This is a genomic window from Cobetia marina (assembly GCF_001720485.1).
In the GTDB taxonomy this organism is placed as follows: Bacteria; Pseudomonadota; Gammaproteobacteria; order Pseudomonadales; family Halomonadaceae; genus Cobetia; species Cobetia marina.
The window spans coordinates 1,858,842-1,880,903 of the sequence record NZ_CP017114.1 but is presented as its reverse complement, the minus strand read 5'-3'; the positions used below and the strand labels follow the sequence as shown (position 1 = coordinate 1,880,903).

19 protein-coding genes are annotated in these 22,062 nt (G+C 64.3%); 10 read left to right on the top strand and 9 right to left on the bottom strand.

Translation table 11 applies throughout. The annotated features are described in order from the left end of the window. Positions 1 to 2: 2 nt before the first annotated feature. Positions 3 to 704 carry an HAD family hydrolase gene (locus tag BFX80_RS07950; RefSeq protein WP_167592996.1) on the top strand — a complete coding sequence of 234 codons (702 nt, stop codon included), beginning with the start codon at positions 3 to 5 and terminating at the stop codon, positions 702 to 704. 91 nt (positions 705 to 795) lie between these two features. Further along, a complete protein-coding gene (locus tag BFX80_RS07945; RefSeq protein WP_084208516.1) occupies positions 796 to 2,076 on the top strand; it encodes a GAK system CofD-like protein in 1,281 nt (426 codons plus the stop codon). Between the two features lie 118 nt (positions 2,077 to 2,194). Here BFX80_RS07945 and chrA read toward each other — a convergent pair whose 3' ends face one another. The 4 genes from chrA to BFX80_RS07925 form a co-directional block, all read right to left on the bottom strand. Then, positions 2,195 to 3,403: a chromate efflux transporter gene (chrA, locus tag BFX80_RS07940; RefSeq protein ID WP_240499711.1), complete on the bottom strand. Its 1,209-nt coding sequence runs from the start codon at positions 3,401 to 3,403 to the stop codon at positions 2,195 to 2,197. 162 nt (positions 3,404 to 3,565) lie between these two features. Next, positions 3,566 to 4,885, bottom strand: coding sequence for an organoarsenical effux MFS transporter ArsJ (gene arsJ / locus BFX80_RS07935; RefSeq protein WP_084208514.1), 1,320 nt, complete (start codon positions 4,883 to 4,885; stop codon positions 3,566 to 3,568). A gap of 1 nt (position 4,886) precedes the next feature. After that, entirely contained in the window at positions 4,887 to 5,990 is a 1,104-nt protein-coding gene (locus BFX80_RS07930) for an ArsJ-associated glyceraldehyde-3-phosphate dehydrogenase (RefSeq protein ID WP_084208513.1), read from the bottom strand. A gap of 104 nt (positions 5,991 to 6,094) precedes the next feature. Further along, entirely contained in the window at positions 6,095 to 6,544 is a 450-nt protein-coding gene (locus BFX80_RS07925; protein ID WP_084208512.1) for an ArsR family transcriptional regulator, read from the bottom strand. A 385-nt stretch (positions 6,545 to 6,929) separates the two neighbouring features. Between BFX80_RS07925 and trxA the strand changes: the two genes are divergently transcribed. From trxA to dkgB, 6 genes are all read left to right on the top strand, one after another. Further along, positions 6,930 to 7,253: a thioredoxin gene (trxA, locus tag BFX80_RS07920; RefSeq protein WP_077375765.1), complete on the top strand. Its 324-nt coding sequence runs from the start codon at positions 6,930 to 6,932 to the stop codon at positions 7,251 to 7,253. A gap of 192 nt (positions 7,254 to 7,445) precedes the next feature. Next, on the top strand, positions 7,446 to 8,564 hold the full coding sequence (locus tag BFX80_RS07915) for an L-dopachrome tautomerase-related protein (RefSeq protein WP_084208511.1): 1,119 nt from the start codon (positions 7,446 to 7,448) through the stop codon (positions 8,562 to 8,564). Positions 8,565 to 8,776: 212 nt separating this feature from the next. Continuing rightward, positions 8,777 to 9,958 carry an MFS transporter gene (locus BFX80_RS07910; RefSeq protein WP_024952175.1) on the top strand — a complete coding sequence of 394 codons (1,182 nt, stop codon included), beginning with the start codon at positions 8,777 to 8,779 and terminating at the stop codon, positions 9,956 to 9,958. 108 nt (positions 9,959 to 10,066) lie between these two features. Continuing rightward, on the top strand, positions 10,067 to 10,981 hold the full coding sequence (locus tag BFX80_RS07905) for a TIGR03571 family LLM class oxidoreductase (protein ID WP_084208510.1): 915 nt from the start codon (positions 10,067 to 10,069) through the stop codon (positions 10,979 to 10,981). A 73-nt stretch (positions 10,982 to 11,054) separates the two neighbouring features. Continuing rightward, complete coding sequence (locus BFX80_RS07900) at positions 11,055 to 12,065, top strand: alcohol dehydrogenase catalytic domain-containing protein (protein WP_084208509.1); 1,011 nt, start codon at positions 11,055 to 11,057, stop codon at positions 12,063 to 12,065. Between the two features lie 175 nt (positions 12,066 to 12,240). After that, complete coding sequence (gene dkgB, locus BFX80_RS07895; protein ID WP_084208508.1) at positions 12,241 to 13,047, top strand: 2,5-didehydrogluconate reductase DkgB; 807 nt, start codon at positions 12,241 to 12,243, stop codon at positions 13,045 to 13,047. A gap of 122 nt (positions 13,048 to 13,169) precedes the next feature. Here the strand turns inward: dkgB and cydC are convergent, their stop codons facing one another. Genes cydC through BFX80_RS07870 form a run of 5 tightly spaced genes read right to left on the bottom strand, consistent with a single transcriptional unit; the run spans position 13,170 to position 19,082 of the window. Further along, positions 13,170 to 14,885 carry a thiol reductant ABC exporter subunit CydC gene (cydC, locus tag BFX80_RS07890; protein ID WP_084208507.1) on the bottom strand — a complete coding sequence of 572 codons (1,716 nt, stop codon included), beginning with the start codon at positions 14,883 to 14,885 and terminating at the stop codon, positions 13,170 to 13,172. Further along, positions 14,866 to 16,497 (bottom strand): thiol reductant ABC exporter subunit CydD, encoded by a 1,632-nt coding sequence (gene cydD, locus BFX80_RS07885; RefSeq protein WP_240499710.1) that lies wholly within the window; start codon positions 16,495 to 16,497, stop codon positions 14,866 to 14,868. Before cydD ends, cydC begins: the two co-directional genes overlap by 20 nt. Next, positions 16,470 to 16,631 carry a hypothetical protein gene (locus BFX80_RS18285; protein ID WP_394327516.1) on the bottom strand — a complete coding sequence of 54 codons (162 nt, stop codon included), beginning with the start codon at positions 16,629 to 16,631 and terminating at the stop codon, positions 16,470 to 16,472. Before BFX80_RS18285 ends, cydD begins: the two co-directional genes overlap by 28 nt. Positions 16,632 to 16,672: 41 nt before the next feature. Beyond that, the gene (gene cydB / locus BFX80_RS07875; protein WP_077375744.1) at positions 16,673 to 17,671 is read right to left on the bottom strand and encodes a cytochrome d ubiquinol oxidase subunit II; all 999 of its coding nucleotides are present in this window, start codon (positions 17,669 to 17,671) and stop codon (positions 16,673 to 16,675) included. 4 nt (positions 17,672 to 17,675) lie between these two features. After that, complete coding sequence (locus tag BFX80_RS07870; RefSeq protein ID WP_084209685.1) at positions 17,676 to 19,082, bottom strand: cytochrome ubiquinol oxidase subunit I; 1,407 nt, start codon at positions 19,080 to 19,082, stop codon at positions 17,676 to 17,678. 1,016 nt (positions 19,083 to 20,098) lie between these two features. Here BFX80_RS07870 and atpD point away from each other — a divergent pair. Together atpD and BFX80_RS07860 are read left to right on the top strand one after the other, a co-directional pair. Then, positions 20,099 to 21,604, top strand: a complete 1,506-nt coding sequence (atpD, locus tag BFX80_RS07865) for a F0F1 ATP synthase subunit beta (RefSeq protein ID WP_084208504.1) — start codon at positions 20,099 to 20,101, stop codon at positions 21,602 to 21,604. After that, positions 21,601 to 22,008, top strand: coding sequence for a F0F1 ATP synthase subunit epsilon (locus BFX80_RS07860; RefSeq protein ID WP_084208503.1), 408 nt, complete (start codon positions 21,601 to 21,603; stop codon positions 22,006 to 22,008). The genes atpD and BFX80_RS07860 overlap by 4 nt, the downstream gene beginning before the upstream one ends. The last annotated feature ends 54 nt before the right edge of the window (positions 22,009 to 22,062 follow it).

Genomic DNA, 22,062 nt, shown 5'->3' with positions numbered 1-22,062 from the left:
ACATGAGTGAAGTGCCTGGGGGGGAAGTGCGCGGGCTGGCCATCTTCGATCTCGATGACACCCTGCTGGATGGCGACGCTACGGGACTGTGGACCGAGTGGCTGATCCAGCTGGGCTGGATCACGGACCCCGAGCGATATCGCGCCATCTGGGCGCAGCAGATGGCAGACTACGCCGCGGGTCGACTCGACATGGAAGCGCACCTGAGCCATCTGCTCTCCCCGCTGGCCGGTCGCACCGTCAGTGAGGTCGAGGCCGAGGTGGGCACCTTCCTCGATACCGAACTGCTGCCGCGCCTCTACCGTGAGGGTCGCGAGCGCATCGCCTGGCATCGTGATCAGGGCCATCAGGTCGTGATCATCTCGGCCTCGACAGCCCAGCTGGTGGCACCGCTGGCAGAGCGACTGGCATTGGATGCCGCGCTGGCGACTCGCCTGGAGGTCAAGGATGGCTGCTACACGGGACGCGCCCAGGGCATCCGTACCTTCCGCGATGGCAAGCTTGCGGCCTTGACGCACTGGCTGGCAGAGCATCTCGGCCCCGATGGGCACAGCCTCCTCACCTGGGGCTATTCGGATTCACGCAATGATCTGGCGTTGCTGGAGTTCGTCGATCACCCGCATGCGGTCTGTGCCGACCCGACCCTGGAAGCCATCGCCACGCAGCGCCACTGGCCGCGCCTGCGTTGGCAAGGTTACGACTGAGGGACTGAGCGCTTTCACTCCCGAAACAGGCGACGACTGACGCAAAAAAAGGCACTCTATGCCCAAGACGAAAGGCAAAGGAAGCCGCAACATGGCAGAGGTCAGGGTCAGTCGGACCGCAAGGGTCCCGGATCCATTACGCGTCAGGCGTTATCACAAGGCACCGGAGGTCGGCCCCCGTGTGCTGTTCTTCAGCGGCGGCACGGCGCTGACGGGCATCTCGCGCACCCTGACGCGCTATACCCATCACAGCATCCATCTGGTGACGCCCTTCGATTCCGGTGGCAGCTCCGCCAAGCTGCGTGACGCCTTCTCGATGCCGGCCATCGGCGACCTTCGCTCACGCCTGATGGCGCTGGCCGATGACAGCGTGCTGGGGCACCCGGAGATCTACCGGTTGTTCACGCACCGTCTGCCAGCCGAAGCACGCCCGGAGATGCTGCAGGCCACCCTGCGGGAACTGGCGGCGGGCCGTCATCCGCTCAGCATGGCCGTGGCGGAGCCCATGCGCACGCTCATCTGTCATCAGCTGGGCTTTCTGATCGAGGCCATGCCGGCAGGCTTCGATCTGCGCGGCGCCAGCATCGGCAATCTGATCATCGCCGGCGGCTACCTGAACCATCATGAGCAGCTCGACCAGATCATCTTCCTGTTCTCCAAGCTGGTGCATGTACGCGGGACGGTGCGCGCCATCATCAATGCCGACTGCCATCTGGCCGTCACCCTGGAAGATGGGCGCAGAATCATCGGCCAGCACCAGATCACCGGCAAGGAAGTCGCGCCACTGGAGAGCCCGATCGCGCGCATCCAGCTGGTCGAGGCCAGCGCGAAGGCCAGTCCAAAAGCCAGTGCCAAGGACAATACGACGGACAGCACCACAGAGAGAGAGACGCACAATGACGCCGGTGCCATCGTGCCCGTGCGACCTGCGCTGCACCTCAACAACCGTCAGCTGATCGATTCCGCGGAACTGATCTGCTTTCCGCCGGGCAGTTTCTACTCCAGCGTCATCGCCAACCTGCTGCCCAGCGGGGTGGGACGCGCGATACTGGCCAACCCCTGTCCCAAGGTCTACATCCCCAACTGCAGTCCGGACCCGGAGCAGACCGGCAAGACACTCGAGCAACTGGTCGCGACCCTGATCGATACCCTGTGTGCGGACCTGGATGTCTCGCGCAACGACTGCCCCAACGAGCATCTGCTCAACATCGTGCTGCTGGACAGTCAGCGTGGCGACTACCCCGGCGGCGTCTCTGTCCCCGCGCTGGAGCGCATGGGGCTGACCGTGATCGACACTCGCCTGATCAGCGAGCAGAGCGCACCCTACTACGACAACGAACTGCTGGTCACCGCCCTGCTGTCACTGGTATGACGACCGCCACGCGCCGCCTGGCATGACAACCGCCTCGTTTGAACAGAACGCCCCCGCCTGCCAGCTGGCAGACGGGGGCGTTCGTTTTTCAGGCTGTGCTCTGAACGGGAGGCCAGGCTTACATCACCCCACGTACCGCCCCGAGAATCACCATCGCCAGCACCAGCTTCCAGGGTGCCAGCGCGAAGCGGGTCAGCGCGATGAAGGCCGCCAACGCGATGACGACGTCCAGACGACTCAGCACACTGGTGGTCCACAAGGGGTCATACAGCGCCATGCCCAGTACGCCGACGACCGCCGCATTGGCCCCCGCGAGCGCAGCGCGTGCTGCGGGCCGTGCACGCAGGCGCCCCCACAGGGGTGCCACGCCGATCAACAGCAGAATCCCCGGCAGGAAGAGACTCAACAGCGCAATGATGGCGCCGAGCACTGCCGAATCCCCGCCCACCTGGGCCATGCCCGCTCCCAGCCAGGCGGCGAAGGTGAACAGTGGCCCCGGCACCGCCTGCGCGGCCCCATAGCCGGTGAGAAAGGTATCGGCCGCGATACGCCCCGTCTCGACGGTGGAGGCCTCCAACAGCGGCAGCACCACATGCCCGCCCCCGAATACCAGCGCCCCGGCACGGTAGAAGATCTCGACCAGACTGCCGGAGGCCAGCAGCGGCAGCGCGATCAACAGCGCGAAGAAGGTGATCAGACAGGCGCGAGCCAGGCGCGTCGGGACCGGCAGCGACAGCCCCGCTGCCCCCGCCTGCTGGCGAACAAGGGCCGCACTGTCATCACGACACAGCAGGCTGCCGAGCAGCGCGCCCAGCGCGATCACTCCGACCTGCGTCCAGGCGCTCTGCGCCAGCGCCAGGCCCAGCATGGCCAACAGCGCCAGCCCGGCGCGCCGTCGGTCCGGGCACAGCGTGCGCGCCATGCCCCAGATCGCCTGGGCAACGACCGCCACCGCCACCAGCTTCAAGGCGTGGATCACCCCGGAAGCCAGCGGTCCTTCGAGGCTGGCCGCCACCAGCGCCAATGCCAGCAGTGCCAGCGCAGACGGCAAGGTGAAGCCGACCCAGGCGAGCACCCCACCCATCACCCCGCCACCACGCACCATGCCCAGTGCAAAGCCGACCTGACTGCTGGCCGGTCCCGGCAGGAACTGGCACAGCGCGACCAGCTCGGCGTAGGCCGTATCACTCAGCCAGCCGCGCCGGCGGACCAGCTCCGCGTGGAAGTAGCCCAGGTGCGCGATCGGCCCGCCGAAGCTGGTCAGCCCCAGCGTGAGGAAGGTGAGCAGCACGTCCCGATATCGCTCGCGAGAGGATACGGCGGTCACACTGTCGGCCTCGTGCGGCGCCTGCCTGGTTGAAACACGATCGTGACTGGATGACATGTGGCGTCTCTGTAGAAGGTGGCGCTGGGTGCATGGACAGGCGTCGGGGGATCAGGAAGTGATCCCTCAGGCGACACCTTGCAAGGTACTCAGGTACTCAGGTACTCAGGTACTGCCGGCAGGCGAATCGGATCTTGCGTGTGACACTTGCGGCAAGGCAAGGGCCATCACGGCACTCGCCGCCACCAATCCGGCCGACCACCACAGGCAGGCTTCCAGGCCATAGGCCTGATAGAGCCAACCGGACAGCAAGGTGCCCAGCAGACGCCCCATGGCATTGGCCATGTAATAGAAACCGACATCCATCGACACGCCTTCACTGCGCGCGAAGCGCACGATCAGATAGCTGTGCCAGCTGGAATTGACCGCAAAGACGGCCCCGAACACCAACAGGCCGATGATCAACCATTCCAGTGGCGCCAACCCCAACAGGATGGCACCACTGATATCGGCCGCCTGAGGCGCATCCAGCGGCAGGCTGGCCATCAGCGCCGGCAGCAGTGCCAGGCCGGCCGCCAGCGACACCGTGACCCAGCGGACGCCGGTGGCGCCGTTCAAGCGGCGTGAGAGCGGACCGGTGATGCGTGGCGCCTGGGTCTGGACACCACCATAGCCGATCACCCAGGCGGCCATGAGCACGCCGACCGTCCAGAAATGCCAGCCATGCACCTCGGCCAGATAGACCGGCAAGGCCACCACGAACCAGACGTCACGTGCCGAGAACAGGCACAGTCGAGCCGCCGAGAGCACATTGACCGCCCGCGAGGTCGAGAACATCTCACGGAATGCCGGCTTGCGACTGGCCTTGCTCTGCCCCAGTGATGCCGACAGCTTGCGCAGTGACAGCACCAGCACGCCTGCCAGCATCAGCCACATGGCCATGACGGTGCCCTGGAAGCCGATGAGACTGAGCGCCGCCCCGCCCAGGAAGAAGCCCAGTCCCTTGAGCGCATTCTTGGAGCCGGTGAGCAACGCGACCCAGCGATACAGCGCGCTCTGCGATTCCTCCACCGGCTGCCCCTTGGGCACCAGCACCTTGATGGCGCTCTTGGCGCTCATCTTGTTGAGGTCCTTGGCGATGCCGGACAGCGCCTGGGCGATCATCACCCAGATGACCGTCAACATGGGTTCCGGCACCAGCAGCATGCCGAGCGCCACCAGCTGCATCGCAAGCCCCGCATTCATGGTGCGATTGAGGCCGAGCCGTGCCCCGAGCCAGCCGCCGACCAGATTGGTGACGACGCCGAAGGCCTCGTAGAACAGGAACAGCATCGCCACGTCCAGCGCCGAATAGCCCAGCGAGTGGAAGTGCAGCACCACCAGCATGCGCAGCGCGCCATCGGTCAGCGTGAAGGCCCAGTAATTCCCCGTCACCAGCAGGTACTGACGCACCTCACGGGGCAGCTCTCGCAGGCGGGCAAGCATGTCAGCGCTCCTGTGTGCTGGGGTCGGTCAGATCACCCAGGCCGACTTTCAGTGCCAGTTCCGCGGTGCGATTGGCGTAGCCCCATTCGTTGTCGTACCAGGCGTACAGCTTGAGCTGGGTCCCCGCGACCACCATGGTCGAGAGCGCATCGATGATGCTGGAGCGGGAATCGGTACGGAAATCGATCGACACCAGCGGGCGTGTCTCATACCCCAGCACCCCGGAAAGCTCGCCTTTTGCCGCAGTTTGCAGCGCCTGGTTGACCTCCTCCACCGTCACTTCGCGATCGAGCTCGAACACCATGTCGGTGAGAGAGGCATTGGCCAGCGGCACGCGAATGGCGTGGCCGTTCAGGCGGCCTTCCAGCTCCGGGAAGATGGCGCTGATCGCCTTGGCGGAGCCGGTGGTCGTCGGAATCAGGCTCATGCCGCAGGCCCGCGCACGGCGCAAATCCTTGTGCGGCGCATCCAGAATCGTCTGGGTATTGGTGATGTCGTGCACGGTGGTCATGGAGCCATGGCGAATGCCGAACTGCTCCTGAATCACCTTGATCACCGGCGCCAGACAGTTGGTGGTACAGCTGGCCGCCGTCACGATGCGATGCGTCTGGGCATCATAGAGATGATCGTTCACGCCCATGACGATATTGAGTACGCCCGCTTCCTTGACCGGCGCGGAGACCACGACACGCGCCACGCCCTGTTCAAGATAGGCATTGAGCACCTCGGTGCTCTTCTTCTTGCCGGAGGCCTCGATCACCACATCGCAGCCCGACCAGTCGGTGTCACCGATCTCACGCTGGCTGGAGAACGCCGTGCGCTGACCATCGATGATGACGCTCTCATCGTCACTGGTGATTCCCGCGCCCGGCGACCACTGGCCATGCACGGAATCGAATTCCAGCAGGTGTGCGAAGGTCGCGGCATCGCCACCCGGGTCATTGATGCGCACCACATCCAGCGCGACATCCTCGCGCAGCTTCCACAGCGCGCGCAGCGCAAGCCGGCCGATACGGCCGAAGCCATTGATGCCGATTCGCAGAGGTGGCAGACCAGCGGGCAGCGTCAGTGAAGCGCTGTAGGACGGAGCATCATGAGCAGGCATCGTAATTTCCTCGTGAGGGTCAATGTAGGATCAGGGGTGTGACGTGTTTCAGGCGGGGGGCTGGGCAGACGCCTCCCTGCCTGCGATGGATAGGGGCAGGCGCGTCAACTGGCGCAGCGCTCGGGACGATTGGGCATGGTCACCAGCCACTGACGCCAGCGCGCCACCTCCTCCTGCTGTGCCTCGCAGGCCGCCATCAGGATCGCGTGTCGCCAGCCCTGCATGGCGGGGCTCAGCCGGTAATACACCCACTGGCCGCGTCGCTCGCTGCTCAGGAGTCCGCAGTCGCGCAGCTGTGCGAGATGGCGCGAGACCTTGGGCTGCGAGATGCCGGGGCGCTCTCTACCTGCGTGGGGCGTCTCGCGTGCCGGCATGTCCTGCTCACGCCGCTCCAGCAGCCAGATCAGCTCGCAGACACACAATTCTCCCGTCTCGCTCAGCAATTGCATGATGGTCAAGCGGGTATCTTCGGCCAGACATTTGAATATCCCCAATGGGGTCAGGGAAGCGGCAGCGCCATCCTCCAGCGCCGCATCGCGACTTGACGACTTCATGACAGCTTCCTTGGGCAGAGTGCGAGAGGAGCGAGATCGGTGACGATTCGATATATGGAAAATCATATATACGATTTTCCATATATCAAGTGACATTCTCATGTCAGGCGCGTGACGGCGTGCATGTCTCACTGATGTCACACGCTGGCGTCACTCGCTGGGCTCGTTCGGTATCAGAACGGAAGAGAAGAGAAGACAGGCGGAAAATCCTCCTCGCCAGCGGTCGCCGCAAGCCCTCACTGTTGCTTGATCGGCACGCATATGTTTCTGCTGACATGAGAGAATGCGCTTGCGAACGAAAGTCCCGGGGCGTTAGTGTGTGCCCATCCGGCACGTGCGGTGCCAATCTGAATCACGCATCCTCAGGGGTGCACAGGAGAGTCAAATGGCTGATTTTGCGCAAGTGGTAGACAGCAACTACACCCAGGAAGTCATCGAGAGCGAGCAGCCGGTGCTGGTGAAGTTCTGGGCGCCGTGGTGCGGCCCGTGCAAGATGCTCGACCCGATCGTCGAATCCATCGCCGAAGAACAGGGTGACGCCCTCAAGGTCGTTGCCATCAATGTCGACGATGCACCGGATCTCGCCGCGCAGAACGGCGTCCGCGGCCTGCCGACCATCGCCCTGTTCAAGTCCGGCGAGAAGATCGAAGCCCTGACCGGCGTGCAGCCGAAGGAAAACTTCGATGCCATGATCGCGCGTCACGCCTGATCACATCAGCGCCGGGTCTGCCCGGCCTCGAAAACGCCCTCTCGCAGGGCGTTTTTTTTGGACGGCACTGTGACTTGAGTTACCCTACCTGTTTGATTTCATTGATAATTGCAGACGATGAAACATGCCGTCTCCCGAGACGAGACGCTGAAGACGACCGTCACAACCGCCTCACCAGACAAGGAAGCATTGATGCACAACGCCGTCCGTTCGACCCGATATCTGGGCGTGTTCGCCCTGCTCTCAGGCCTGCTGACGGGCTGCGCCACCGGCCATTCCACCCTGCCCGCCACCACCTCATCACTCAAACCCGGCCCGGCCTACGGTGAGATGCGCTCGGTGGCCGTGATGCAGATACGTCCCGGCAACGTCGCCGTGACACCTGCCGGACGGGTCTTCGCGACCATTCACCCGATGGATGGCGATCACGACGTGCAGCTGGTCGAGATCACCGGACAGAACAGCTATCGTGCCTGGCCCTCACCCGCCTTCCAGACCCACGCCGGCCGCTACAGCGACGCCACCATCGACTCCCCGCTGGGCATCTATCAGGACGGCCAGGGAGGTCTTTGGATCACCGACATGGGCCTGCATCTGGGCAAGACCCGCCTGTGGGGCTTCGACATTGCCTCGGGCAAGCTGATCACCAAGCTGACCCTGCCCACTGATATCGCCCCTGAAGGCAGCTTCGTGCAGGACCTGGCAGTGGATCGCAGTCGCGGCGTGGCGTATCTGGCCGATATCGCCAACCCGGGCCTGATCACCGTCGATCTGGCCTCCGGCGAGGCGTCCCGATTCAGCCAACACGCCGCACTGCAAGCCGAGCCAGACGCCACCCTGAAGATCGATGGCCGTGACATCCCGTTCAATGGCAAGCCTGCCAAGGTGGGCGTCGACCCGATCACTTTGTCCGGCGATGGCGAGACGGTCTTCTTCGGTGCCATGACCGGCCACAGCTGGTACAGCGTCCCGGCCAGACTGCTGCGGGAAGGTGCCAATCACGACACCATTGCCGCCGCCATCACGCGCGTCGGCGACAAGCCCATCTCGGACGGTGCGGATACCGCCGGGGGCATCCACTACTTTACCAACCTCAATCAGCATGGGCTGGATGTGCTGGGGGCCGACGGCAAACTGACGCCACTGGTCCGCGACGAGCGCCTCGACTGGCCGGATGGCGTGCGCATGGCCGCTGACGGCTGGCTGTATGTCACCGTCAATCAGCTGGACAGCACGCCGCCCTTCGCAGGCGGAGAGGACGAGGGTCAGCCGCCCTACCATATCTACAAGGTCTGGCCGACGGACGACTGAGCCAGCAACCTCTCGACACGACAACGCCCGTGCTCCTTCAGTGGAGTGCGGGCGTTGTCGTGTTGGTCCCCGGAACGGCGGAGGCCATGTCCACACGCGGATATTTTCAATAATCACAAAGGTCTTTTGCGAATCACTCCGTTTATCGCAAAACTCAACCACGGCAGACTGCACAGCATCCAAGACCCACCCATTGCTGATGGAGAACTGCCATGCCTCTTGCCCTGCTGGCGCTGACGTTGAGCGCCTTTGCCATCGGGACCACCGAGTTCGTGATCGTCGGACTGGTGCCCACCATCGCTCAGGATCTGAGCGTCTCTCTGCCTTCCGCTGGCCTGCTGGTCAGCCTGTATGCCGTCGGTGTCGCCATCGGCGCCCCCGTGCTGACTGCCCTGACCGGCCGCTTCAATCGCAAGCTGGTGCTGCTGGGACTGATGGCGCTGTTCATCGCCGGCAACCTGCTGGCCTGGCAGGCACCCAGCTACAGCTCGCTGATCACGGCGCGTATCCTGACCGGCCTCGCCCACGGGGTGTTCTTCTCCATCGGCTCCACCATCGCGACAAGCCTGGTGAGCAAGGACAAGGAAGCCAGTGCGATCGCCATCATGTTCACCGGCCTGACCGTGGCACTGGTCACCGGCGTGCCGCTGGGCACCTGGATCGGTCAGCACTTCGGCTGGCGCGCCACCTTCCTGGTTGTCTCGGTGCTCGGCGTGCTGGCATTGATCGGCAGCGCCATCCTGGTGCCCAACAACCTCAAGAAGAACGTACCGGCCACCTTCGCCCAACAGCTCAAGGTGCTGACCCATCCGCGCCTGCTGCTGGTCTACCTGATCACCATTCTCGGCTACGGCGGCACCTTCACGGCCTTCACCTATCTGGCTCCGCTGCTGCAGGACGTCAGTGGCTTCAATGAAGGCGCCATCAGTCTGATCATGCTGGTCTACGGTGTCTCGGTGGCCATCGGCAACATCCAGGGCGGCAAGCTGGCTGACCGCATGGGCCCGATTCGCGCCCTGACCCTGATCTTCGGTGGCCTGATCGTCATCCTCGGCGTGCTGACCTTCACTGCCGCCAACCCGATCACGGCCGTGATCACCATCCTGATCTGGGGTGCCTTCGCCTTCGGCAACGTGCCGGGACTGCAGGTCTACGTCGTGCAGCAGGCCGAACGCTTCGTGCCGCAGGCCGTTGACGTGGCCTCCGGCCTCAACATCGCGGCCTTCAACATCGGTATCGCGCTGGGCTCCATCGTCGGTGGCCAGGTGGTCTCCGGGATGGCCCTGACCGACACCGCCTGGATCGGCGCGCTGATCGTCACCGCCGCCCTGCTGCTGACCCTGCTGGCCGGTCGCCTCGACAAGCGTCACGCGTCTTCCATCGCGACCGCCTGATCCGCCCTGCAGCCTCCCGCCATCACGACGTGCTCCCGATTCCGACAGCTCAGCCTGCTGGCTCGGGGGCACCGTCGTCTACCCACCTGCTTGCTGAAGGAGTCCACCATGATCTCCCCGACCCGCCCGCTGGATCGCCTCACCCAGGGCCCCCTGACCATCGGCGTCGAACTGCCCCTGGACAATGACTGGGTGCGCACTGACAGAGCCCCCTCCACACCCTTCGGCGTCCCTGACATGCGCGCCCATGCCGAGCTGATCGGCCAGGTCGACAGACTCGGCTTCCGCGCCGCCTGGCTGCGTGACGTGCCGCTGTTCGACCCCGCCTTCGGCGATGCCGGCCAGGTCTTCGAGCTGTTCACCTATCTGGGCTATCTGGCCAGTCACACCGACAACCTGCTGCTGGGCACTGCCGCCGCGGTGCTGCCGCTGCGCCAGCCGTGGCTGGTGAAAAAGGCCGCCGCCAGCGTGCAGGCCCTGAGCGAAGACCGCCTGCTGCTGGGCGTCGCCAGTGGCGACCGACCGGCGGAATACCCGCTGTTCGGTGAGGAGTTCTCCACCCGCGGTGCCGCCTTCCGCCACGCGGTGGACATCATCAAGGGCCAGGCGGACGACGCCTTGCGCGACGGTCAGGCCATCCTGCCTGCCGCGACGCGTCCGCCGCTGTTGAGCGCCGGGCTCTCCCAGCAGACGCCCGAGTGGATCGGTCGCGAGATGGACGGCTGGCTGGCCTACCCGGGCACGCCACAGGATCACATCCGTCGCGTGGCGCTCTGGCGTCAGGTCGCCGGCGACAAGCCCTACGTCAGTTTCATCCACCTCAATCTGGAAGACGACCCTCACGCCCCGGTGCGTCGTCATCGCTTCGGGTTGTCGAGTGGCCGCCTTGCCCTCATGGAAGAACTGTCAGCCATGCAGGATGCCGGAGTGAATCACATCGGCTTCCACCTGCGCCGCAATCGCCGCCCGCTCACGGAAACCCTCGAGGAACTGGGCCGTGAGGTGCTGCCGCACTTTTCATGAGGGCTGACGGGTCGCACTGACCTGCCCCCGCCATGGCGGAAAGGATTCACCATTCACGCTTGAAGGAGATCCCATGTCAGATTCCACGGAAACCACCACCCCGCAAGACATCCGTCACGGCACCACCCGAGCGCCCGCCTGGGTATGGCAGGGGCCGGGAGAGCCTGAGGCGCTCGAGCAGACAGAGGTGGACATCGGCGCACCGGGAGACGACGAGGTACTGGTCGCCACGCGTGCCATCGGCCTCAATCCCGTCGACTGGAAGTTCATGGCGATGGACAGCGAGCTGTGGCAAGCCGGTCAGATTCCCGGGGTCGATGCCTCGGGTGAGGTGATCGCCTGCGGCGCGAATGTCACCCACGTCTCCCCGGGAGATCGCATCGCGGTCCACACCACCCTGGCGGGGCCGGGTACCTTCAGCAAGCGCCTGCGGGTTCCGGCGCGGGCCGTGATGCGCCTGCCCGTTACCCTGGGCTTCAATGACGCCGCCGCCTTCCCCTGCCCGGCGCTGACCGCATGGCTCGCCATCGAGAAGCTGCCCGTCAAGGCCGGTCGACGCCTGCTGATCACCGGTGCCTCCGGCAGCGTGGGCCGCTGGCTGATCCAGCTGGCCCGACAGCGCGACTTCCACGTCATCGCCGTCGCCTCCGAGAAGCGCCACGCGGACCTCAAGGCGCTGGGCGCCGACGAGACCCTGACGGACGCCGAGCAGCTGGACGCCCCGGTCTACGCCGTGATCGATACCGTCAATGGGGATCACGCCCGCAAGATGACCCGCCACCTGGGGGCCAACGGCCATATCGTCTGCATTCAAGACCGTCTGGAGCAGGCGGCCGCGCCGGCCTTCGGTCGCGCCATCTCGCAACACGAAGTCGCACTCGGGGCACTGCACTGGGCGGGTGACGACGAGGACTGGGCACGCCTGGTCGCGGCGGGGGAAGGTCTGCTCGAAGCAATCGCCGATGGCACCCTGAACCAGCCGGCGCCCTGCATCGAATCATTCACGGCGCTGCCAGCCTGCCTTGCCGAGCTGAAGCGTGGCGAACGCCGAGCGCTGAAATTCGTGATCACGGCCAACGAATGAGCGGAAAGGCAGAAGGCACGCGGCCTGGGTGCGATTGTTGCGACAGTGGCACAGGACTGATGCAGCGCCGCGTGGTTGTCATGTCGCTGATCAAGCCCCAGTCATGAGGGGAACACACATGGATACGCGCCCTTCACTGCACCAGACATCGGGCGCGCTCAACAGGAGTTATTGCATGTCGACTACCCTACCGAATCCCGGCTTTGGCACCTTCCGTCTCGAGGGCGAGACGCTGCGTGACAGCTTGAATACCGCACTGGACACCGGCTATCGCCACATTGATACCGCCCAGTTCTATGGCAACGAAGCGGAAGTCGGACAGATCATCGCCGACAGCAAGGTGCCGCGCGAAGAGCTCTTCATCACCACCAAGATCTGGCACGACCGCCTGGTGCCGGGTGACATGGAGAAGAGTGTCGAGGAGAGCCTGGAACGCCTGCAGACCGATCACGTCGACCTGCTGCTCATCCATTGGCCGTCGCCCAACGATGAAGTGCCGATGGAAGATTACCTGCCGGTACTGGCCAAGCTGAAGGCAGCGGGCAAGGCACACCACATCGGGGTGTCCAACTTCACCTGCGAACAGCTGGAACGTGCCGTGGGCATCGTGGGGCGTGACGAGCTGCTCACCAACCAGGTCGAGGTCCACCCGTTCCTGCAAAACCGCAAGGTGATCGACAAGTGCCACGAGCTGGGCATCGAAGTCACTGCCTTCATGCCGCTGGCAGTCGGCAAGGTGATGGACGATGACACCCTCAAGGCCATCGCCGAACGTCATGACGCCAGCCCGGCGCAGATCGCCCTGGCATGGCTCAAGATGCAGGACATCGTCACCTTCCCGTCCTCCACCAAGGCGAAGAACATCAAGAGCAACTTCGAGGCCTTCTCCATGTCACTGACCGGTGAAGACATGGCGAAGATCGCCGAACTGGATCGCGGTGAGCGCATCGCCAACCCGGACTTCGCCCCTGACTGGGACTGATGGCCCTCAGGCCTGTGCCTGATGCCACGTCAGAGAAATGAAAAGGCCTCCTTCGGGAGGCCTTTTGCGTTGCTGTCCAAGGATACTGGCAGACAGACTTCGACGCCGCGGCCGGCAATCGCTCAATCCTTTAGCCGCCAGACCCAAGTGATGCTCTGCGTACCGGGACGCGGCGATGCCAGGTCATGCTCATGCAGCAGATAGATCACCGTACGCGCCTTGAACCAGCCCTCCAGACGCTGTGCCATGCGCTGTGCCGTGCGCGCATCCAGCCCGGAGAAGGGTTCATCCAGAATCAGCAGCCCCGGATCCGTCAGTACCAGGCGCGCCAGTCCCAGGCGCCGCGCCTGCCCGCCCGAGACCTGCCGACCGCCCTCACCCACTCGGGTGGCGAGGCCCTGAGGCAGTTGCGCCACCCATTCGGCGAGATCCACCGCCTCCAGTGCCTGCCAGACATCCTCATCACTGGCCTGACGCGCGCCCAGCCGCAGGTTGTCGGCAAGGCTGGCATCCAGCAATTCCACCTGTTGGGTCAGGCATCCCACGGCATGGGCCAGTGACTCGGGCGAGCAGGCGTCGATGGGCTGTCCGTTGAGCGTGATGCTGCCGCTCTGCAGCCGGGTCTGGCCAGTCAGCAAGGCCGCCAGCGTGGACTTGCCGGAGCCGGAAGCACCGCAGATGGCCATCTGGGTGCCGGGGGTGATCTCGAGAGTGATCTCGTCAAGCGCCTCGAACCAGGCACCGGGATAGCGCCACGACACCTGCTGGATCTGCACCTGCACGGAACCGCTGGCCAGGGTCTGCCGACCTTCCAGCGGCCGCGTGGCGGAGGACAGCTCATTGAGACGCTCGGCAGCGCCCAGGGTAGCACCGGCCTGAGTGAAGGCCGCCGGCAATCCCGCCAGCCCCTCACTCAAGGCCATGGCCGCCAGCGGCAGCATGACCATCACCGCCGGTGTCAGTCGCTCATCCGTCATTCCCTGCATGGCGGCCGCCAGCAACAGCAACCACGACAGGCCGATCACCAGACTGGCCAGGCCATTGCCGATGGCCGTGATCACCGCCAGTCGCCACTGATCTCTCAACAGGCAGGTCTCGATCTCATCCAGGCGCTGACGGGCACTGCCCAGCGCCGCATAGGCCTCAAGCTCCGCCTGACCACGCAACGTCTCCATCAGCGCCGAGCGCAACGACTCCAATGTCGTGACGCGCCGCCGACTGGCCACCAGCCCCCAGCGCGCCTGCCCCAGCGTCAGCCAGGCCCAGCCCAGCACCAGGAACCCCGCCAGCCACGCCGCCGTTGTCGGCAGCCAGACAGCGACCAGCGCCACCAGCACCGCGATCAGGCCCAGCGCCATCAGTGGCGGAGCCGCCAGACGCAGGTAGAGCGCATCCAGAGTGTCGATATCCGCGGTGAGGCGATTGAGCCAGTCACTGGAACGCCGCGCCGCCACCCGCGCGGGGTCCATCGTCACCAGTGCGGCGAAGGCAGTGCCGCGCAGGCTGGCCAGCAGACGCAGGATGGTGTCGTGGTTGTAGAGCCGTTCCAGATAGCGCGACACGGTGCGCGAGACGGCGAACAGCCGAATGCCGCTGCCCGGGGTGTAGACATCCAGCGTCATGCCCGCACCGGCGGCCAGCGCAGCCCCCGTCAGGGCGGAGGCGGTGATGAACCAGCCGGAAACCGCCAGCAGGCCGAGCGCCGAACAGGCCGTCATCATCATCAGCACCACGCCGAGTATCAGACGGCGACGGTATTGATCATGCAGGCGCCACCAGGGGGCCAGACGCGTGAGCGCCTCGCGCAGGGTCACGCCGTCAGTCTCGGGATGCGTCACGCTCGTCCTCCTGTTGGCTCGTCGCCGTGGCTGTCATTGGCAGGATTCGCCCCTCCTCCAGCACCAGATGGCGCGTTGCCATGGCGATCAGCGCCGGATGGTGGGTCGCGATCACCAGGGTCCGCCCTTGAGCGCTCAGCCACTCGAAGCCCGCGATCAGATAACGTTCCGTCTCGGCATCCAGACTGGCGGTGGGCTCATCGAGCAGCACCAGCGAGGCATCGCTCAGAAACACCCGCGCCAGCGCCAGCCGCTGTGCCTGCCCACCGGACAGCCCGCGCCCGCCTTCGCCGAGCGGTGTCGCGATGCCTTGCGGCAAGGCGGCAAGCTCGGCCTTGAGCCCTGCGCGCTCAAGCGCGGTGATGATCTCGGCGTCACTGGCCTGCGGCGCGGTGATACGCAGATTGTCGGCGAGACTGCCCTGCATCAGCAGCGGACGTTGATCCATCCAGGCCAGACGCGTGGCGGGGGCTATCTGACGCTGCCCGCTGTCCGGGGCGACGAATCCGGCCATCACCTGCAGCAGCGTCGACTTGCCCGCCCCGGAGGCCCCGCTGACGACCAGCACCTCGCCCTGCCTCAGCGCCAGCTCCAGCGGGCCCAGTACCTGCCCGCGCTCGGGGTGGCTCAGACAGACATCCGTCAGACACATCAGCTCGCCCGTCGCGTCTGGGCGGGTATCGGCGTGGCGAGGCGGCGTCATGTCGGCAGCCTCGAGAATCTCCATCAGCGTCTCGGAGGCGGCCAGCGCCGAGGCGCGGTCATGGTAGAACTGGGACAGGGTTCTCAGCGGCTGGAAGAACTCGGGGGCCAGCAGCAGGATCACCAGCGCACTGAAGAGGGTCAGCTCATCGGCCGGCCCGATGGGAATGTCACCAAGCAGGCCGAAGCCGATGTAGATGGCGACCACGGCGATGGAGACCGAGGCAAAGAACTCCAGCACCGCGGATGACAGGAAAGCGAGCCGCAAGGTGCGCAGACTGCGCTTGCGGTAGTCATCGGCCACCAGCGTCACCTCGCGGGTCGCCAGCTCCCCCAGCCCGAACAGGCGCAAGGTGGTGATGGCACGCACGCGATCCACGAAGTGGCGCGACAGCCGCGCGACCGCCTGGAACTGGTCACGATTGAGCGACTCGGCCCCCATGCCGACCAGCGCCATGAACAGCGGTATCAGTGGCGCGGTCAGCGCCAGCAGGATGGCTGCCAGCCAGTCCAGACTGACCACGATGGCCAGAATCAGCAGCGGCGTGATCACCACCAGACGCATCTGCACATGAAAGCGCGCGAAGTAGCCTTCCAGGGCCTCCACCTGCTCCACCCAGCGCTGGGCGAGATCGGCGCTGTGATACTGGGCGGCGCGCACCGGCCCCAGCGTCTCGAGTGCCGTCAGTACCTCGCCACGAATGGCCTGTCGCAGTCGCTGGCTGGCACGCTGGGCCAGCAGCTCCTGACCACCACTCGCCAGCACCCGCGCACCCAGCAACCCCAGCAGGCCGATGAAGGGCCACCACAGCGCCCCCAATGACTCGGGATGCTCGATGGCTTCGGTGATCACCCAGGCCGTCAGTACCAGCTGGGCGACCGTCAGGATACCCGCCACGACCCCGGACAAGGCCGAAAACCCGAGCAGGCGACGCTCTCGCGTCGCCTGCTGTCGGAGCCATCTGCCTGCCTGGCGTCGTTCCCGGGAGCCTCGGTCAAGCGTGACCCGGTCAGGCGTGACCCGGTCAGGCGTGACCCGGTCAGGCGTGACCCGGTCAGCCTTGCCGACCGGGGCCTTGAGTGACTCAGTGATAGCCGACCCCCTGTACCTTGCCGCGGAACACCCAGTAGCTCCAGGCGGTGTAGCCCAGCACCATCGGAATGACGAACAGCACGCCCAGCAGCAGGAACAGCTGCGACTCCGGCGCGGAGGCCGCGTCCCACAGGGTGATGTCCGGCGGCACCAGATACGGCCACTTGCTGAAGATCAGCCCCAGATAGGTGAACAGGAACAGTCCCAGCGTCGCGACGAAGGGCTGCCCTTCCTGACGCTTGTTGACCGCCCGCCAGATCAGCGCCGCACAGCACAGCGCCAGCACCGGGAAGACCCAGAACACGCCCAGATGGTCGAACCAGCGTTCCCGCACATACTCATCCACGAACGGGGTGTAGAGGCTGATGACCGCGAAGCCCACCAGTACGGCGATCAGCAGCTTCGGCGTGATGCGATAGGCCCATTCCTGTACCTCACCCTCGCTCTTCATGATGGTCCAGGTGGCGCCCAGCAGCGCATACCCCGCCACCAGCGCAAGCCCAGTGATCACGGTGAACGGTGACAGCCAGTCGAAGGCGCCGCCCACGTAGACATGCCCTTCGGTGGCGAAGCCCTGGATGTAGGCGCCGACCACCACGCCCTGACAGAAGGTCGCCAGGAAGGAGCCGCCACTGAAGGCGATGTTCCACCAGTGACGATTGCGCGAGGACTTGAAGCGGAACTCGAAGGCGATCCCCCGGAAGATCAGCCCCGCCAGCATCAGGAAGACCCCCAGATACAGCGCCGGCAGCAGGATGGTGTAGACCGCCGGGAAGGCCGCCAGCAGCCCGGCCCCGCCCAGCACCAGCCAGGTCTCGTTGCCGTCCCAGATGGGCGCGACCGAGTTCATCATCACGTCACGGGCGTGCTCATCGGGTGCGAAAGGGTACAGGATGCCCACCCCCAGATCGAAGCCATCCATCAGGATGTACATCATGACGCCGAAGCCGATGATCAGCGCCCAGATCATTGTCAGATTGATCATTTCCATCAGCTCAACTCCTTACCGTGCGGCTGGCATCATCGTCCAGACTCTCGTGCGCGGCGGACAGCGGGCGCATCGCGGTCTCGACATCGTCATGGGGCAGTTCCGGTTGCATGCCACCACGGATGACGCGGGTCAGGTAGTAACTGCCGGTCACGAAGACCACCAGATAGACCAGGAAATAGCCGATCAGCGTGGTAAGCACCATCCAGCCGGTGAGTGACGGCGTGACGGCCTCCTGCTGGGTCATCATCTCGTAGACCAGCCACGGCGAGCGCCCGGCCTCGGTCACGAACCACCCCGCCAGCACGGCGAAGAACGGCGCGATGGACATCAGACGCAACGTCTGCAGGAAGGGGCGCGAGCGATAGAGTTTGCCATCGCGGCGCAGGAAGACACCGATGAAGGCCACGGCGATCATCAAGAGCCCCATCGCCACCATCACGCGGAACGACCAGAACACGAACCACACCGGCGGCTGCTTGTCAGGTGCGACCTCCTTGAGCCCCGGCACCACGCCATCGGGGTCGTGGGTCAGGATCAGACTGGCCAGCTTCGGGATCGCGATCTCGAAGTGGTTCATCTGCGCCTCCTTGTCCGGCCAGGCGAACAGCAGGAGCGGCGCGCCCGACTGGGTCTCCCAGTTGCCTTCCATCGCGGCGACCTTGGTCGGCTGATGCTCCAGCGTGTTGATGCCGTGCATGTCACCCACCACCGCCTGCGCCGGTGCCAGCACCAGCAGCAGCCACATGCACATGGACAGCGCACGCTTGTTGGCGTCGACATCGCGCCCGATCAGCAGATACCAGGCACTCACCCCCGCCACCACGAAGCCACCGGTCAGGAAGGAGGCGATCGCCATGTGGGCGAAGCGATACGGCAGGGAGGCATTGAAGATGGCAGCGGCCCAATCCTTGACGAAGAAGTGGCCGTCCACCATCTCCACTCCCGCCGGTGTCTGCATCCAGCTGTTGGTGGAGAGAATCCAGAAGGCGGAGATGAAGGTGCCCAGCGCCACCATCAGGGCCGCGAACAGATGGATCCCTTCCGGCACCTTGCCACGCCCGAACAGCAGCACGCCGAGGAAGCCTGCCTCAAGGAAGAACGCCGTCACCACCTCATAGCTGAGCATCGGCCCGATGAAGTTGGAGCTGGCATAACTGAAGTTGCTCCAGTTGGTGCCGAACTGGAAGGCCATCACGATGCCCGAGACCACCCCCATGGCGAACACGACGGCGAACACCTTCACCCAGAAGGCGGCAAGTCGGTCCCAGGCGGCATTGCCGGTCTTGTAATAAAGACCGTGCAACAAGGCGACATAGGAAGCCAATCCGATGGTGAACACCGGAAAGACGGCGTGGAATGACACGACAAATCCGAACTGTATTCGCGACAGGATCACGGGATCCAGTTCCATGGGCAACTCCTCACGATAACGATCATCAGGATGGCTGGGCATGTTCCTTCTGGCGGGAACTTGTCCGGCGACAGGTTCACGGGTGAACCGTGATGGGTCACGGCGTCACACCATTAGCAAAAACTCACGACTCTTTCCATCTCTTGACTATGATCAATATCATAGAAAGAGACGGCGACGATGTCGCATAGCATGTTGTCGCAGGACAAAATGCCACACTGAAAGCCGCTTTCCCCCCTGGAAATAACCAGCAAATCTTGATGTACGTCAAGGTAGAAGGCGGTGCGCATAATGCCCGACGAATCTTGACTACACTCTGCATGCCGAAGTGATGCAACTCGCCCATACCTGTGAGGCGTGATCTGCCCTCCCATGGCTAACCGACCCATTCGAGCCGTTACTGGCAAAGCGCCCAGTACCGTGCAACGTCAGTGACCACAACCTTTGACCACAACGTCGAAAGGATTTGCGCGGCAGCCTCCACTTCTCCCTCGAGATGTCAGCAAGCCCTGAAATGTCATTGCCATGTCAGGGTCGTGTTGGCGTCGTGACTGTCCAAGCGAAGGCCACAGCAGCACTCCGCACACGATATGGCGTCCGTTCAGACAGGTCAGGAAATGACATCGAAATGCGAATTATTGTGCACTGCGGTATTTCCCCGGGTAGACAGGCAGAAAATTCATCATCGACCCGGCTCGAGACATGAAAAAACGCAACATGATCAACACGCCATGATGGCAAAAGTGACGTGAAGACTGGACTCTGTGATCAGCATCCTTTCAGGAGGAAACGTCGACATGAAGGCACCTTCTTCCAGCCAATTGACGCATGGCACACACAGCGTCGATAGCGCCATACAGGACAATGGATCACTCTCAGGTGCCTCAGCGCTGTCGGCCTCTTCATCTGATGCTTCATCGCCCGCTTATTCTGAGGCTCCACACCTCCTGGCGCCCTCTCTCTCCTCTTCCTCTTCACCCTCACCTTCATCACCACTGTCGACGACAGATACCACCATGTCAGCTCAGCCATGCCCGGACGGGTCTGAATCTGCCCGATCTGGCGAGGTCATCGGGCGAGTCAGCGCCGTGCGAGGCGCGGTGGTGGATGTCACCTTTGAGGCCGTGGAACTGCCACCCATCAATTCGGCGCTCATCGTGAAGTGGAGCAAGCCGACGACATTGATACTCGAGGTGCACAGTCACCTTAGCGTGACCACCTTGCGTGCCGTAGCGTTCCAATCCACGGCGGGGCTCGCACGGGGCGTCGCAGTACAGGCATCAGGTCGCCCCATACGCGTACCGGTCGGCGAAGCCGTGCTCGGGCGATTGCTGGATGTGGTGGGTGAGCCACGTGATGACGGCCCGCCCCTGCCCGGTGACACACCACGCTGCTCCATTCATGCCACGGCCCCACCGCTCGAATCGCAGATAGGGGCCAGCGAAATGTTCGAGACCGGCATCAAGGTCATCGACCTGCTGATGCCCATGGCACAGGGCGGCAAGGCGGCCATGTTTGGCGGCGCAGGGGTGGGCAAGACCGTATTGGTCATGGAACTGATACGCGCCATGGTCGAGAAATATGCAGGAATCTCCGTCTTCGCGGGCATTGGAGAGCGCTCACGCGAGGGTCATGAGTTGCTGACCGAAATGGCAGGGTCCGGCGTACTGGCGCGCAGCGTGCTGGTCTATGGCCAGATGAACGAGCCACCAGGCGCTCGCTGGCGTGTGCCCATGACAGCACTGGCCATCTCCGAGTATTTCCGTGATCAACAGCATCGCAACGTGCTGCTGCTGATGGACAACGTCTTCCGTTTCGTACAGGCCGGCGCGGAGGTCTCGAGCCTGCTGGGCAGGCTGCCGTCACGCGTGGGCTATCAGCCGACACTGGCCAGTGAAGTCGCTGCCCTGCAGGAGCGTATCGCGTCTGTTGCCGGGTCGGCAGTCACGGCCATTCAAGCCGTCTACGTGCCGGCGGATGACTTTACCGACCCAGCCGTCACCACCATTTCCAGCCACATGGACTGCGTCATCATGCTCTCGCGCGCCATGGCGGCAGAGGGCTTCTATCCCGCCATCGATCCGCTGGACTCCTCATCGATGCTGCTGGACCCACTGGTCGTCGGCGACATCCACTACGAGACGGCCGATACCGTGCGCCGAACGCTGGCCCGCTTTCGAGAGCTGGCCGACATCATCTCCTTGCTCGGGGTCGAGGAGCTGGGTGCCGCCGATCGTCAGATCGTCACCCGTGCCAGGCGACTGCAACGCTTCCTCACCCAGCCCTTCATGGTCACGGAGGCATTCACCGGCACACCCGGCGCCAGTGTGGCGCTCACCGAGACTCTGGCAGGCTGTCGAGCCATTCTCGCCGGCGAGACAGATGATTGGCCGGAAAGCGCGCTGTACATGGTCGGCACGCTGGAGGAGGCACGCCACAAGCGCGAGACCTTGCAGGCCAGAGCGACGAGCCAGGCGACTGACACGGCAGCTACCAAGGTCACCGGGAGGGCGTCGTCATGAGACTCATCATCGTGACGCCACTGACCCTCATCGCTGACAGACAGATCGACAGCCTGCGCGCCGAGGATGCCAGTGGCAGCTTCGGCATCCTCACGGGCCACAGCGAATTCCTGACAGCGCTGGAAATCTCGGCGCTCAGCTGGCGTGAAGGCGAGTCCCAGCATTTCTGCGCCATCCGAGGCGGCGTGCTGAATGTCAGTCGCGGCGAGATCCACATCGCCACCCGAGAAGCCGTATTGGGTGATGACCTGGACACGCTGGACAGCGAGGTACTGGCCCGTTTCCGCGCCGATGCCGATACGCAGCGAACGGAGCACGTCGAGAGCATGCGCCTCCAACTCAATGCGCTGCGTCACATCATTCGCCGACGCACGTCATCGGCAGACTCGGGAGAATTTCGATGACGACCCGCGCGCAATCTGCTGCGCCCCATGCCGCGTCACGACGCTCATGCCGCC